We start from the raw sequence: 13,113 nt of genomic DNA, 5'->3' as shown, positions 1-13,113 counted from the left end.
GCGCCTACGGGCGGAAGCGCAGGACCTGCGGGTCGTGGTCGCTGTCCTGGTCGGCGAACTCGGCGTTGATGTGCACGCTGTCGTACGCGAAGTGGTGCACGCCGGGGCTGGTCAGGATCTGGTCGAGGACCTGGCTGTTGCCCTGGTAGACGTACGAGTAGCGCTCGCTGCGCGGCAGCGACTTCACGGCCGGGTACAGCGCGCCGCCGTCGGTCAGCGCTCGGGTCGTGCCGGAGAACTCGAAGTCGTTGATGTCGCCGACGACGAGGACGTCGGCCTGCTTCTCCACCGTGACGATGTCCTTGACGAAGGCGTTGACCGCCTGCGCCTGGAGGAGTCGCTTCGCCTCGGAGGAGCGGGCCGGCGGCTGGTGGTGCGAGACGATGGACTCGTCGCCGCCCTTGGAGCCGAAGTGGTTGGCGATCACGAAGACCGTGCGGCCGCGGAAGACGAACTCGCCCGCGAGCGGCTTGCGGCTGGCCTCCCAGGCGGCGTTGGCCGGGTCGATGCGGCCGGGGGACAGGGTCAGCGCGGCGCGGCCCTTGGTGCCCGTCACGGCGGTGGCGGTGGTGGCGTCGCCGCCGGCGCGGTCCGTGAAGGAGACGCGCTCGGGGTTGAAGAGGAAGACCTGACGGATGTTGCCGCCGGGCTCGCCCCCGTCCTTGCCGTTCTCCGGGTCGACCGAGCGCCAGTCGTACGCCGGGCCGCCGGCCGCGACGATCGCGTCGGTGAACTTCTTCACCGTCTGGTCGGCGGCGACGGTGCCGTCGTTCTTGGCGCCGTTGTTGTCCTGGATCTCCTCCAGGGCGACGATGTCGGGCGAGGCGAGGTTCTCGACGACCGCTTTGGCGAGCGCGTCGAACTTCTCCTGCGGGTCGGTCGGGTCGAGGTTCTCGACGTTGTACGTCGCCACGGCCAGCTCGTTCTTGTGCTGCTTGTCCGTGGTCTCGCGCTCCAGGCCGCGGTCGACGACCGTGCCGAGGGTGCGGGCGGTCAGCGTGTAGCCGCCGAACTGGTTGAAGTCCAGCGGGCCCTCGGTGGAGCCGGACAGCCGGTCGCCGACGTTCGCCTTGGGGAACGGCTGCTGGGCGAGCGGGGTCAGCGACTGGATCTGGAGCCGGCCGGTGTTCTGGGACTCGTAGGAGCCGTAGACCGTGCCGCCGCGCAGGTTGGGGTTCTCCCAGGGCTTCACGGTCACCCACAGCTCCGCGTACGCGTCGGTGGCGCCGACCACGCGCGAGGAGCCGACGCGGACGTTGGTGCCCTCCAGGGACTCGTAGTAGTCCAGGGCGTACGTCTCCGGGTCCAGCGTCAGGCCGTTGACGGAGCCGCCGGCGGCCGGGTCGCCCTCGGGGGCGTACGCGTCGGGGACCGACCAGGGCGAGATCGTCACCGGCGCCGGGACCGGGTTGTCCTTCGAGACCACCGTGACGACCGGCTTCGAGAGCTGCGTCAGCGACTGGTTGCCCGAGGTCAGGCCGCCGGGGACGTACTCGGTGACGGTGCCGTTCACGCTGACGGCGTCGCCGACGGCGACGGTCGGGACGGAGCTCGTGAAGACGAACACGCCCTCGCTGGTGGCCGGGTCCGCGTCCGCCTCCGGGTCCTGGATCCAGAAGCCGCGCGAGCCGTAGGTGCGGACACCGGTGACGATGCCCGTCACGCCGGTGACCTGCTTGCCGACGAGGGGGGAGACGCGGGTCGTGCCCTGGATGTCGTGGATGCGGACGCCGGCGGCGTCCTCCGCCGCGGCGCTGGACGAGCTCGCCAGCAGACCGGCGGCGAGGGCGGCCGCGACGACGGCGGAGACCGCGGCGGATCTCGGTATGGAGGAAGGCATCAGGGGACTCCGAGGGTGCTTGGACGATCGGCAGAAGAATCTACGCGCGTCAATCTCTTGCGAGAGCGGTGGACTTGTCAAGGGTCGACGGGTGTACGAAGGCTGACGGACCGGTGAACCGCCGGACGGGCGCCCGGATGCGTCTACGCTGAGGACCGCTCTTTGAGCCCTTCACCTTCACCCACGCACGCGTCGAGGAGACCCCCCAGATGTCAGCGGAGCACCCCACCCTTCCCCCCGTTCGGCTCCGTGCGGACGCGGAGCTGGCGCGGGACGCCCTGGCCGCCCCCCTCCTCGCCCACGCGGTGCGGCTCGCCCGCTGGGCCGGCCCCGACACCCGCGTGGACGCCGGCGGCGAACTCGTCGACGCCCAACTCCCCGAAGCCGTCGCGCTGCTGGGCCTCGGCGACGCGGAGGACGGCGAGATCCTGGCCGGCGACGCCTGGCGGCTGGCCGTCGACACCGGTCTGGTGGACGTGAAGGACGGCACCGAGGACGAGGAGGGCGCGACCCCCGGCACCGCCGAACCCGGCGAGAACCTCGCGCTGCTCACCGGCGGTTCGCCGCAGGACGTCCTCGCGATCTGGCTGGACGGCTTCGACGCCGTCTTCGCCGACGCCGTCGCCCCCGTCCTCGACGACCTGGACGCGATCGTCGGCGACGACGGCGAGATCGACATCGAGGCGCTCGACTGGGACCCCGAGGTCGAGGCCGACTTCCTGGAGGGCGTCCTCGGCAACCTCTACCTGCTGACCGTCACCGAGGGCGGCGCCGGCGAGGGCCCGGTACCGCTGCCCGCGCTCGCCGCGTCGATGGTCGTCCCCGACGACATGGGCGAGCCCACCGACGACGTCCTGGAGCAGGTCTCCGACGCGATGATGCGGCTCGACGAGCAGTTCCGGCTCCTCGAACCGATCGGGCTCGTCGCCTACCGGCCCGTCGACGAGGCCCTGATGGCCGAGGAGGGCGAGGAGCCCGCGCCGCCGATCGACGACGAGGACGTCTCCCGGTACGGCATGGTCCGGCTCACCCCGCTCGGCCTCTACGGCGTCCGCGCCCGCATGCTGGAGGCCGGCGTGGACGCGCCCGCCGTCGGCGACCTGGCCGGGAAGGGCGCCGACGCCCTCCTGGACGGGATCGCCGGCTACCCGGAGGGCGCGGCCCGCGAGGAGACCGCCGCGTGGCTCGACGGCCGCGACGCCCTCGCCGCCGCGCGCGAGCTGCTGGCCGCCGCCCGGGGCACCGACGCCGGGTCGCCGCTGCGCCGCCTCCACTGCCAGCAGACGCTCTCGCTGGTGGGACCCGAGGCGGAGCCGGCCGTGCGGGAGGTCCTCGGCGACCCCGAACTCGGCGGTCTGGCCCGGGTCTGGCTCGCCGAGCGGGGCGCGACGGACGTGCCCGCGCCCTCGGAGGCGATGATCTTCTGGCTGGCCGTCGACACCATCGCGGCCCAGCTCGGCACCGACGGCGACCTGGAGGAGCTCCAGGAGCTGATCGAGGGCCTGACCGGCCGCCACAGCGGCTTCTTCGAGACCGCCTGGCGGGTGGAGCACCCGGCGACGGCGGAGGTCCTGGAGGCGATGGGCCGGCTGCACCGCGACAAGACGGCCGCGAAGGAGGCCCGCAAGGCCGCCTTCAAGGCCCGCTCCCGCGCGGGTGCCTGACCCCGGGGGCCCGGGCCGGGCGACGGGACGACCGTCGCCCGCCGGGCCCGCCGTGCGGGGCGCGGGCGGTGTTCCCACGGCGTTCAGCCGGTGTTCGCGGAGGCGCGCAAGGGTGGCCAGCGAGATTCGGCCATCACAGGGAGAACGCCACACATGCCCCTCAACCGCAGAGAGTTCACCAAGCAGTCCGCCGGCGCGGGCCTCGCCCTCACCGGTGTCGTCGGGGCCCTCGCCACCGCGCCCGAGGCGCTGGCCTCCGACGAGCCGGCCGCGCTCGGTGCCGGCCACGACCACGGGCATGACCACGGCCACGGGCACGGCCACGGCCACGGCCTCGGGTACGGACCGCTCGTCGCCGACCCCGCGGGGATGCTCGCCCTGCCCGCCGGCTTCTCGTACCGCGTCGTCACCCACAGCGGCGTGACCCGCCTGGAGAGCGGCGAGTTCACCCCCTCCAACCACGACGGCACCGCCGCCTTCGCCGGCCCGCGCGGCACCACGTACCTGGTCAACAACCACGAGCTGAAAGGCCCCCGCGCGAAGTGGGAGCACCCCGTCCCGCTCACCGAGGGCCTGGTCTACGACCCCGCCGCGGCCGGCGGCTGCACCGTCGTCGAGGTGCACCGCGACGGCACCGTCGCCGAGTGGGTCGGCATCGCCGGCACCTCCACCAACTGCGCCGGCGGCCGCACCGCCTGGGGCACCTGGCTGACCGGCGAGGAGAACTCCGACCGCGCCGGCGTCAACGGCATGACCAAGGACCACGGCTACATCTTCGAGGTGGACCCGCGCGACCGCCGCGCGAACCGCGACCCGAAGCCGGTCAAGGCCTTCGGCCGCTACGACCACGAGGCCGTCGTCGTCGACCCCAAGCGCGGCCACGCCTACCTCACCGAGGACGCCTCCAACCCGAACGGCCTGCTCTTCCGCTGGACGCCGCCCGCGGGCTTCGTACACGGCCGCGGCCGGCTGCGTACCCTCGCCGACGACGCCGGCGTGCTCCAGGCCTTCAAGTGCACCGACTCCGGCGGCCGCTTCGTGGACGACCTGTCCCGCGCCACCCGGATCGGCACCGTCTACGGCGTCGACTGGGTCGACGTCCCCGACCGCGACGCCCGCACCACCCCCGTCCGCAAGCAGTTCGCGGACGGCCAGGTCACCCGCGCCCGTAAGCTGGAGGGCATGTGGTGGGCCGACGGCGGCACCTACGTCGTCTCCTCCTACGCCCGCGAGGAGAGCCCGGGCGCCGCGCACGACGGCCAGGTCTGGTTCTACGACCCCAAGCGCCGCACCCTCACCCTCAAGGTGCTGCTCGGCGTCAACACGGCCCCCGACGAGGACGGCGCCTTCGACGGCCCGGACAACATCACGGTCTCGCCCTACGGCGGGCTGGTCATCGCCGAGGACGGCGAGGGGGTCCAGCACCTCTTCGGCGCCACCGACTCCGGTCGCACCTACCCGATCGCCCGCAACGACCTCAACGGCAGCGAGTTCACGGGCGTGACCTTCTCCCCGGACGGCGACACCCTGTTCGCCAACATCCAGGACCCGGGCATCATGGTGGCGATCACCGGTCCGTGGCGCCGTCAGCCCCGTCGTTGAGGCCTAAACTGATCCCTGGTCAGTCCCCTGACTGACATCTAACATGTCAGTCCATGGACGCACTGCGGCCCGTGGGCCGGACCCTGTTGCGCGACCGGGCGTACGAGGCGCTGCGCGAGGCCATCGTGCGCGGCGACCTCGCCCCCGGTGCCGCGCTCAAGGACGCCGATCTCGCCGAACGGCTGGGGCTCTCGCGCGCACCCGTGCGCGAGGCCCTGGCCCGGCTGGGCGTCGAGGGGCTCGTCGAGTCCAAGCCCCAGAGCTACACCCGGGTCACCCGGCCGGTCAGCCGGGTCGTCCGCGACGCCGCCTCGGTGGTCCGCGTGATGCACGAACTCGCCGCCAGGACCGGCGTCCCCCTGCTCGGCCCCGAGGGCATCCGCGCCATGACCGAGGCCAACGCGCGCTTCGCGGCCGCCGTCCGCGCCTCCGACGTCGAGGCCGCCCTGAACGCCGACGACGAGCTGCACCAGGTCCTCGTCGTCGCCAGCGGCAACCACGCCGCCGCCGCCACCATCGCGCGCTACACCCCCCTGATCCGCCGCGTCGAGCGGCGGCTCTTCGGCGACGCCGGCAGCTGCGGATCGGCCGAGTTGCACGCCCGGCTCATCGACGCCTGCGCGGCCGGGGACGCCGACGAGGCGGTCCGGGTCACCACCGAGATATGGGCGGCGCTGGAACAGCTCGCGGACGACGCCATCGAGGTCGCCGAGGTCACCGGCATCCCGGCACCGGCCGCGGCCGCCGGTCCGGTCGAGCCCGCCGTGCCTCCCGTGCTTCCCGGGCGCCGCTAGCGCGTCCGGGACCGTCGCCCAGCCGCCGCCATCCACCGGGAGCCGCCTTGCCGATCACCGACTTCGACCGCTATCCGCTGCTCTTCGGGCCGTCCCCGGTCCACGCCCTCGAACGCCTCACCCACCACCTGGGCGGCGCCACGCTCTGGGCCAAGCGGGAGGACTGCAACTCCGGAGTGGCGTACGGCGGGAACAAGACCCGCAAGCTGGAGTACCTGGTGGCCGACGCCCTGGCGCAGGGCTGCGACACCCTCGTCTCCATCGGCGGCGTCCAGTCCAACCACACCCGTCAGGTCGCCGCCGTCGCGGCCCGGGCGGGCCTGAAGTGCGTCCTGGTGCAGGAGAGCTGGGTCGACTGGCCCGACTCCGTCTACGACAAGGTCGGCAACATCCTCATCAGTCGCCTCGCCGGCGCCGACGTCCGCCTGGTCGAGGCGGGCTTCGGCATCGGCTTCAAGGAGAGCTGGGAGCAGGCCCTCCGGGAGGTGGAGGAGGGCGGCGGAAAGCCGTACGCGATCCCCGCGGGCGCCTCCGACCACCGGCTCGGCGGCCTCGGCTTCGCGAACTGGGCGTACGAGGTGGCCGAACAGGAGCGTGCCCTCGGCGTCTTCTTCGACACGGTGGTCGTCTGCTCGGTGACCGGCTCCACCCAGGCCGGCATGGTCGCGGGCTTCGCCGCGCTCGCCGAGGAGGGCGCGCCGGCCCGCCGGGTCATCGGCGTCGACGCCTCCGCGAAGCCCGTCCCGACCCACGAGCAGATCACCCGAATCGCCCGGGACACCGCCGCCCTCATCGGCGTCGAGCGCGTGCTGACGGCGGACGACGTCGAGCTGGACGCGCGCTACCACGCCGGGGTGTACGGCGTTCCGGACGAGGCCACCCTCGACGCGATGCGGCTCGCCGCCCGCACCGAGGGGATGGTCACGGACCCCGTCTACGAGGGCAAGTCGATGGCGGGACTGGTCGACCTGGTGGACCGCGGGGAGATCGGCCGGGACTCGACCGTGCTCTACGCCCACCTCGGCGGCCAGCCCGCCCTCAACGCCTACAGCGCCCTGTTCTCCTAGGGGGTCGGCCGGCCGCTCAGAGCGACTGGGCGGCCGGCTTCACCATGCCGCGGACGGTGCGGGACTTCACGAACTCGCCCATCGCGGTCATCTCCCACTCGCCGGAGAACTGCTTGATCAGCTTCGCCATCATCACGCCGGTCTGCGGCTCGGCGGTGGTGAGGTCGAACCGGACCAGCTCCTCGCCCGTCGCCGCGTCGATCAGGCGGCAGTAGGCCTTGGCGACCTCGGTGAACTTCTGGCCGGAGAAGGAGTTGACCGTGAAGACCAGGCCGGTGGCTTCGGCGGGCAGCCGGCCGAGGTCGACCACGATCACCTCGTCGTCGCCCGCGCCCTCGCCGGTGAGGTTGTCCCCGGAGTGCTTGACGGAGCCGTTCAGGATGGACAGCTTGCCGAAGTAGCAGCTGTCCAGGTGGTTGCGCTGCGGCCCGTACGCGATGACCGAGGCGTCCAGGTCGATGTCCTTGCCCCGGTACGCGGGCTCCCAGCCCAGGCCCATCTTGACCTGGGAGAGCAGCGGACGGCCGCCCTTGACCAGGGACACCGTCTGGTTCTTCTGGAGGCTGACGCGGCCCTTGTCCAGGTTGATCTTGCCCGTGGCGGCGGGGGCGGCGGCCGGGGGAGCCGGCGGCGCGGGCGGGGCGGTGATCCGCGGGTCCACGGGAGCGGCGGCCGGCGGGGCGGGCGGGGCGACCGGAGGGGCGACGGCGGCCGGGGCCGCGGCCGGCTCGTCGTCCACGGAGACGCCGAAGTCGGTCGCGATGCCGGCCAGCCCGTTCGCGTAGCCCTGGCCGACGGCGCGGGCCTTCCAGGCGCCGTTGCGCAGGTAGATCTCGACGACCACGAGCGCCGTCTCGGTGGCCAGCCGCGGCGGCGTGAACGTGGCGAGCACGCTGCCGTCGTCCGCGTTGCGCAGGGTCGCGGTGGGCTCGATGCCCTGGAAGGTCTGGCCGGCCGCGTCGGGGCTCGCCGTGACGACGATCCGCTCGATGCCGGCCGGGAGGGCGGCGGTGTCCACCAGGATGGCGTCGGGCGCGGTCCCGCCGCCGGAGCGGTAGGTGACACCGGGCCCGGCCGGCTGGTTGTAGAAGATGAAGTCGTCGTCCGAGCGGACCTTGCCGTCGGCGCCGAGCAGCAGGCCCGAGACGTCGAGCCGCACGGGGGCGGCGACGTCCACCGCCACGCGCGCGGCGGTGAGAGGGATGTTCGAGCCGGGGGTCATTGCGGTCATGCCAGGGCTAACGATCCGGCCCCCTTTGCCGTTCCCTTACCCGCGCCCGGTTCGGCCACCCTGGTTACGCGGATGGTTCCTGGCCTGCCGCTCGTTGCCGAAGCGGTACGAGCCGGTCCACCGGGCCATCACCAGCTGGGGGTCCCCCGCCTCGACCTCGGCGAGGAACTTCTCGGCGCGGCCGCCGCGCAGCACGCCCGCGGCGCGCCCCTGGTGGGTGAGGACGACGGAGCCGTCCCCGCGTCGCTCGTACGTGAATCCATGAGGTCGTGGCATGCCGGGCATCCTGCCGTTCCCGGTCAGATCCGTCATATGAATATTCTTTCGGTTCATGGGAGCTGTGGGGGGCACGGTGGGCGGGAGCTCGTTCCGGACGGGGGACGTCGATGCGGCGCGCCAGGAGCTCGACGCGCGGTACTACGTCAGCCGGATGGACGTCGTCGAGGGGGAGGGGCGGCCCTTCGCGGCCCGCTTCGACACCGTGGCGCTCGGTCCGCTGGTCATCGGCGACCTCAGCTGCGGCGCCGACGTGCGGATGAGCTTCGGGGAGCTCGGCGCCTACCACCTCAACGCGCCGCTGAGCGGGACGATGGAGATGCGCCAGGGCGGCGGGCCCCCGGTCGTCGCGACGCCCGCGGAGGCCCTGCTGCTCGACCCGGCGGGGGACACGTTCCTGGACCGGTGGAGCGGGGACTGCCGGACCCTGTCGGTGAAGGTCGGGGCGGCCGAGCTGGCCGACCGCCTGGAGCGGCTGATCGGCCGGAGCCCGAACCGACCGCTCGTCTTCGCACCGCGTCTGGACATCAGCCGCGGCCCGGGGCTCAGCTGGGTGCGCTTCGCCCGTCAGGTCGCCTACGAGGCCCTGGCCGGGGAGGGGCTGGCCCGGCACGAGCTGGTGGCCCGGCCCCTCCAGGAGGCGCTCCTGAACGGCCTGCTGCTGGCCGCCGACCACCCGTGGCGCGAGGCGCTCGCCCATCCGGGGGAGCCGCGCCGCCCCGCTCCGGTGAAACGGGCGATGGACGCGGTGCGGGAGCGCCCCGAGCATCCGTTCACCACCACGGAGCTCGCGGCGCTGTCCCGGGTGAGCGTGCGGCGCCTGCAGGAGTCCTTCCGGGAGTACGTCGGGATGTCGCCGATGGCCTACGTCCGCGAGGTCCGTCTCGACCGGGTCCGCGAGGAGCTGAGGGCGGCCGACCCGGACGAGGTGGGCGTGAGCGAGGTGGCCTGGCGCTGGGGCTTCGGCCACCAGGGACGGTTCGCCGCGCGCTACCGGGAGAAGTTCGGCGAGACGCCCTCCCGTACGCTGCGGGGCCGCTGAGCGGGGGCGGCCCGGGCGCAGGCCAGGGGGCGCACGAGGCGTCCGGCCAGGCGCAGGGCCAGGGGGGCGCACACAGGGCGGCCCCGGGCGCCTGTGGGGGTCGCCTGACGGGCCGTTGCGGTCGCGATTCCGGGCCGTCACCCCGTTCCGACCTGCCCGGAAGCGAGATTCGCGCCCCCTGTGCGCCGGGGCGCACCACCGCGCACTCATTGACCGCGCATTCCGGACAGCTACCGCGTTCCGCGGCTCGCGATGATCTTCGCCGCGGCCTACGGTGGACGGGTCCGGTCAGCCAGCGCGCGCCGTGACCCGGGCCCCGGCCGGCTCCCCCGTATCAGTCCGGCCGGGTCCTGCGTACCCCCGTCCCCGAGGCGCGCGCCCGGCGGACACCCCCTGGCCGCCACCGCTCAGTGCGGCCAGCGGGGCGGGTCCACGCAGAAGTGGCCGCCGAGGTACAGGTCGTCGGCGCTGCCCTCGGCCGGGAGGCCCTTCTCGGCGAGGAGCTTCTCCGCGTACACCTCCGAGTCGTCCCGCGGTTCGAAGCCGAGCGCCCGCGCGGTGCCGAGGTCCCACCACGCGCGCGTGTTGGCGGAGGAGCCGTACACCACGGTGTGGCCCACGTCCGGGGCGCTGAGCGCGGCGTGCAGCAGCCGGGCGCAGTCGGCGGGGCTCAGCCACATCGACAGCATCCGCACGGAGGTGGGCTCGGGGAAGCAGGAGCCGATGCGGACGGAGACCGACTCGACGCCGTGCAGGTCCCAGTAGAGCTGCGCCAGGTCCTCGCCGAAGCACTTGGACAGGCCGTAGAAGGTGTCGGGGCGGTGCGGGGTGCCGACCGGGACCGGCGGCTCGCCCTCGCGCGGGCGCCGGGTGAAGCCGACGGCGTGGTTGCTGGAGGCGAACACCACGCGCCGGACGCCCTCTTCGCGCGCGGCCTCGTAGAGGTGGTGGGTCCCGGCGATGTTGGCGGCCATGATCTTCTCGAAGTCGGCCTCCAGGGAGATGCCCGCCAGGTGCACGATCGCGTCCACGCCCCGCACCGCCGCGCGCAGCGCCGCGCGGTCCGCGAGGTCGGCGACGATCGCGTCCGGCTCCCCGGGGACCGGGGCGACGTCCAGGAGGCGGAGCGCGTAGCCGTACGCGGGCAGCAGCTCCCGCATCAGCGTGCCGACGCCCCCGGCGGCGCCGGTCAGCAGGACGGTGCGGGGTACGGACATGGAGCGGGTCTCCTCCGTCGAGCGGCATGAGGCTGAGTGTCGTTCACAACCATGGACACGCTAGGGAGCGGTCCGACGGAGCGTCAAGGCTCCGTGATCCGGCGGGTTCCGTCCTTGACCGGTCTTCCCCGCTGATCTAGCGTGCCCGACGGCACAGTTCAAGAATATGGATGACAGTCATAACCGTGCACAGAGATCGTGTGCGACGGACTTCCCTGGGAGCGCCCGTGTCCACTGACCCGCTCGCCGGCCGGCTCGACGGCCTGCTCTTCTTCCCCGTCACCGCCTTCGCGCCGGACGGCTCCGTCGACCTCGACGTCTTCCGCGCCCACGTGCGCGCCGGCGTCGACGCGGGCGCCGCGGCCGTCTTCGCCTGCTGCGGCACCGGCGAGTTCCACGCCCTCACCCCCGAGGAGTTCCGCGACTGCGTCGCCGCCGCCGTCGAGGAGACCGCCGGCCGCGTCCCCGTCGTCGCCGGCACCGGCTACGGCACCGCGCTGGCCGTCGCGTACGCGCGCCTCGCCGAGGAGGCGGGGGCCGACGGGCTCCTCGCCATGCCCCCGTACCTCGTCGTCGCCGACCAGGAGGGGCTGCTCCGCCACTACACGGCACTCGCCGCCGCCACCTCGCTCGACGTCATCGTCTACCAGCGGGACAACGCGGTCCTCACCCCCGCCACCGCCGTCGCCCTCGCCCGCACCGACGGCGTCATCGGCCTCAAGGACGGCCACGGCGACCTCGGCCTGATGCAGCGGATCGTCAGCGCCGTCCGCGCCGAGGGCCTCGACCTGCTGTACTTCAACGGCATGCCGACCGCCGAACTCACCGGCGCCGCCTACCGGGCCATCGGCGTCACCCTCTACTCCTCCGCCGTGTTCTGCTTCGCCCCCGACCTCGCCCTCGCCTTCCACCGGGCCCTCGCCGCCGGCGACGACGCCACCGTCGACCTGCTCGTCGACGGCTTCTTCCGGCCCCTCGTCGAACTCCGCGACCGGGGGCGCGGATACGCGGTGTCGCTCGTCAAGGCGGCCGTGCGGATGGGCGGCCTGGACGTCGGCGAGGTGCGCCCGCCGCTCAGCGAACCCGCCCCCGAGCACCTGCGGGAGCTCGCCCTGCTCGTCGAGCGCGGCCGGGCCCTCCTCACGGAGGCCGGGGCGTGAGGGCGGGCGCGTTCGTCTACCCGTGGGACGTCGACGGCGATCCCGCCGCGCCCGGACTCCTCGCCGGCCTCGGGCTCGCCCAGGTCACCCTCGCCTCCGCCTACCACTCCACCCGGGCGCTGAGCCCCCGCCACCCGGCGCACCGGGTCGTCACCGCCGAGCACGCCGCCGTGCTCTACCCGCCCGGCCCGGACCGCTGGGCCGGCCGTGCGCTCCGCCCGTACCCGGCGGGGGCGTGGGCCCCCGGCGACGCCTTCGGGCGGGCCGCCGACGCCCTCTCCGGCACCGGCCTCGACGTCCACAGCTGGGTCGTCCTCGCCCACAACTCCCGCCTCGGTGCGGAGCATCCGGAGACCTCCGTCGTCAACGCCTACGGCGACCGCTACCCCTGGGCGCCCTGCATCGCCCGGCCCGACGTCCGGGCCCTCCTCGTCGACCTGGCCGCCGAGGCCGCCGTACGCCCCGGGGCGGCCGGCACCGAACTGGAGTCCTGCGGCTGGTACGGCCTCGCGCACCTGCACGCCCACGACAAGACCGGCGGGGTCGCCCTCGGGGAGCGCGAGCAGTACCTGATGTCCCTCTGCTTCTGCCCCGCCTGCCGGCAGGGGTACGGGGACGCGGGCGCCGACCCGGACGCCCTGGCCGCCGCCGTGCGCGGGGCCCTGGCGCCGGTCTGGTCCGGCGCGGGCCCGGCGGGCGGACTCGGCGCCCTGGAGGCGCCCGCCCGGGCGTGGCGCGCCGGGACCGCCCGCGCCTTCCAGGAGGCCGCGGTCGCCGCCGTACGGGCCGCCGCCCCGCCCGGCTTCCGGGTCCTGCTCCACGCCGACCCCGACCCGTACCGCTGCGGGGCCGACGCGGGCACCGACCCGGCGCACGTCCTGGCTCTCGCCGACGGCGTGGTCGCCCGCCCGCCCGGGGTCGCCGGCTTCGCCGCCCACGCCCGCCCCGGCACCGTCCTCGCCGCCAACCTCCCCGTCGTCGGCGGCATGGGCGGCGCCCCCGGCCGCCTCGCCGACGACGCCGCACGGGCCCGGGCGGAGGGCGCCACCGAACTCCGGCTCTACCACGCCGGTCTGGCCTCGGACGCGGACCTGGCCGCGGTCCGGACGGCGCTGCGGACCCTGGGCGGTGGTCTCTAAGGGGCGTCCTGTCGGTCGGGCCGGACCCCGCGAGCCCGTCACGAAGGGGGCCGACCCGGTCCGGTCCGTTCGGCTTCCTCG

At 74.1% G+C, this 13,113-nt stretch carries 11 protein-coding genes; 7 read left to right on the top strand and 4 right to left on the bottom strand.

The features are described from left to right. Positions 1-4 precede the first annotated feature (4 nt). Positions 5-1,840, bottom strand: a complete 1,836-nt coding sequence (locus ACZ60W_RS26790) for an endonuclease/exonuclease/phosphatase family protein (RefSeq protein ID WP_469757934.1) — start codon at positions 1,838-1,840, stop codon at positions 5-7. Positions 1,841-2,049: 209 nt separating this feature from the next. Between ACZ60W_RS26790 and ACZ60W_RS26785 the strand changes: the two genes are divergently transcribed. The 4 genes from ACZ60W_RS26785 (at position 2,050) to ACZ60W_RS26770 (ending at position 6,967) form a co-directional block, all read left to right on the top strand. Further along, positions 2,050-3,504, top strand: a complete 1,455-nt coding sequence (locus tag ACZ60W_RS26785) for a hypothetical protein (protein WP_469757933.1) — start codon at positions 2,050-2,052, stop codon at positions 3,502-3,504. 153 nt (positions 3,505-3,657) lie between these two features. Next, a complete protein-coding gene (locus ACZ60W_RS26780) occupies positions 3,658-5,106 on the top strand; it encodes an alkaline phosphatase PhoX (RefSeq protein WP_469757932.1) in 1,449 nt (482 codons plus the stop codon). Between the two features lie 53 nt (positions 5,107-5,159). After that, on the top strand, positions 5,160-5,900 hold the full coding sequence (locus ACZ60W_RS26775; RefSeq protein WP_469757931.1) for a GntR family transcriptional regulator: 741 nt from the start codon (positions 5,160-5,162) through the stop codon (positions 5,898-5,900). A gap of 47 nt (positions 5,901-5,947) precedes the next feature. After that, positions 5,948-6,967: a 1-aminocyclopropane-1-carboxylate deaminase gene (locus tag ACZ60W_RS26770; RefSeq protein ID WP_469757930.1), complete on the top strand. Its 1,020-nt coding sequence runs from the start codon at positions 5,948-5,950 to the stop codon at positions 6,965-6,967. Between the two features lie 16 nt (positions 6,968-6,983). Here ACZ60W_RS26770 and ACZ60W_RS26765 read toward each other — a convergent pair whose 3' ends face one another. Further along, the gene (locus tag ACZ60W_RS26765; protein WP_469757929.1) at positions 6,984-8,198 is read right to left on the bottom strand and encodes a TerD family protein; all 1,215 of its coding nucleotides are present in this window, start codon (positions 8,196-8,198) and stop codon (positions 6,984-6,986) included. A gap of 36 nt (positions 8,199-8,234) precedes the next feature. Continuing rightward, entirely contained in the window at positions 8,235-8,474 is a 240-nt protein-coding gene (locus ACZ60W_RS26760; RefSeq protein WP_469757928.1) for a hypothetical protein, read from the bottom strand. A gap of 55 nt (positions 8,475-8,529) precedes the next feature. Between ACZ60W_RS26760 and ACZ60W_RS26755 the strand changes: the two genes are divergently transcribed. Continuing rightward, positions 8,530-9,516 carry an AraC family transcriptional regulator gene (locus ACZ60W_RS26755; RefSeq protein ID WP_469757927.1) on the top strand — a complete coding sequence of 329 codons (987 nt, stop codon included), beginning with the start codon at positions 8,530-8,532 and terminating at the stop codon, positions 9,514-9,516. 407 nt (positions 9,517-9,923) lie between these two features. Here ACZ60W_RS26755 and ACZ60W_RS26750 read toward each other — a convergent pair whose 3' ends face one another. After that, positions 9,924-10,733 (bottom strand): NAD-dependent epimerase/dehydratase family protein, encoded by an 810-nt coding sequence (locus tag ACZ60W_RS26750; RefSeq protein WP_469757926.1) that lies wholly within the window; start codon positions 10,731-10,733, stop codon positions 9,924-9,926. 227 nt (positions 10,734-10,960) lie between these two features. On the opposite strand from ACZ60W_RS26750, the gene ACZ60W_RS26745 reads away from it, so the two are divergent. Then, entirely contained in the window at positions 10,961-11,893 is a 933-nt protein-coding gene (locus tag ACZ60W_RS26745; RefSeq protein ID WP_469757925.1) for a 5-dehydro-4-deoxyglucarate dehydratase, read from the top strand. Next, entirely contained in the window at positions 11,890-13,032 is a 1,143-nt protein-coding gene (locus ACZ60W_RS26740; protein WP_469757924.1) for a hypothetical protein, read from the top strand. The genes ACZ60W_RS26745 and ACZ60W_RS26740 overlap by 4 nt, the downstream gene beginning before the upstream one ends. Positions 13,033-13,113: the final 81 nt, after the last annotated feature.

Source organism: Streptomyces sp. NPDC104202, from assembly GCF_055584185.1.
The sequence above is the reverse complement of the archived record's forward strand: the minus strand, read 5'-3'. Positions and strand labels throughout refer to the sequence as shown.

Bases quoted from the DNA above. Each gene is read 5' to 3' on its own strand.
- ACZ60W_RS26765 (WP_469757929.1), bottom strand. From the start codon at position 8,198: ATGACCGCAATGACCCCCGGCTCGAACATCCCTCTCACCGCCGCGCGC.
- ACZ60W_RS26780 (WP_469757932.1), top strand. From the start codon at position 3,658: ATGCCCCTCAACCGCAGAGAGTTCACCAAGCAGTCCGCCGGCGCGGGC.
- ACZ60W_RS26790 (WP_469757934.1), bottom strand. From the start codon at position 1,840: ATGCCTTCCTCCATACCGAGATCCGCCGCGGTCTCCGCCGTCGTCGCG.
- ACZ60W_RS26760 (WP_469757928.1), bottom strand. From the start codon at position 8,474: ATGCCACGACCTCATGGATTCACGTACGAGCGACGCGGGGACGGCTCC.
- ACZ60W_RS26755 (WP_469757927.1), top strand. From the start codon at position 8,530: ATGGGAGCTGTGGGGGGCACGGTGGGCGGGAGCTCGTTCCGGACGGGG.
- ACZ60W_RS26750 (WP_469757926.1), bottom strand. From the start codon at position 10,733: ATGTCCGTACCCCGCACCGTCCTGCTGACCGGCGCCGCCGGGGGCGTC.
- ACZ60W_RS26785 (WP_469757933.1), top strand. From the start codon at position 2,050: ATGTCAGCGGAGCACCCCACCCTTCCCCCCGTTCGGCTCCGTGCGGAC.
- ACZ60W_RS26775 (WP_469757931.1), top strand. From the start codon at position 5,160: ATGGACGCACTGCGGCCCGTGGGCCGGACCCTGTTGCGCGACCGGGCG.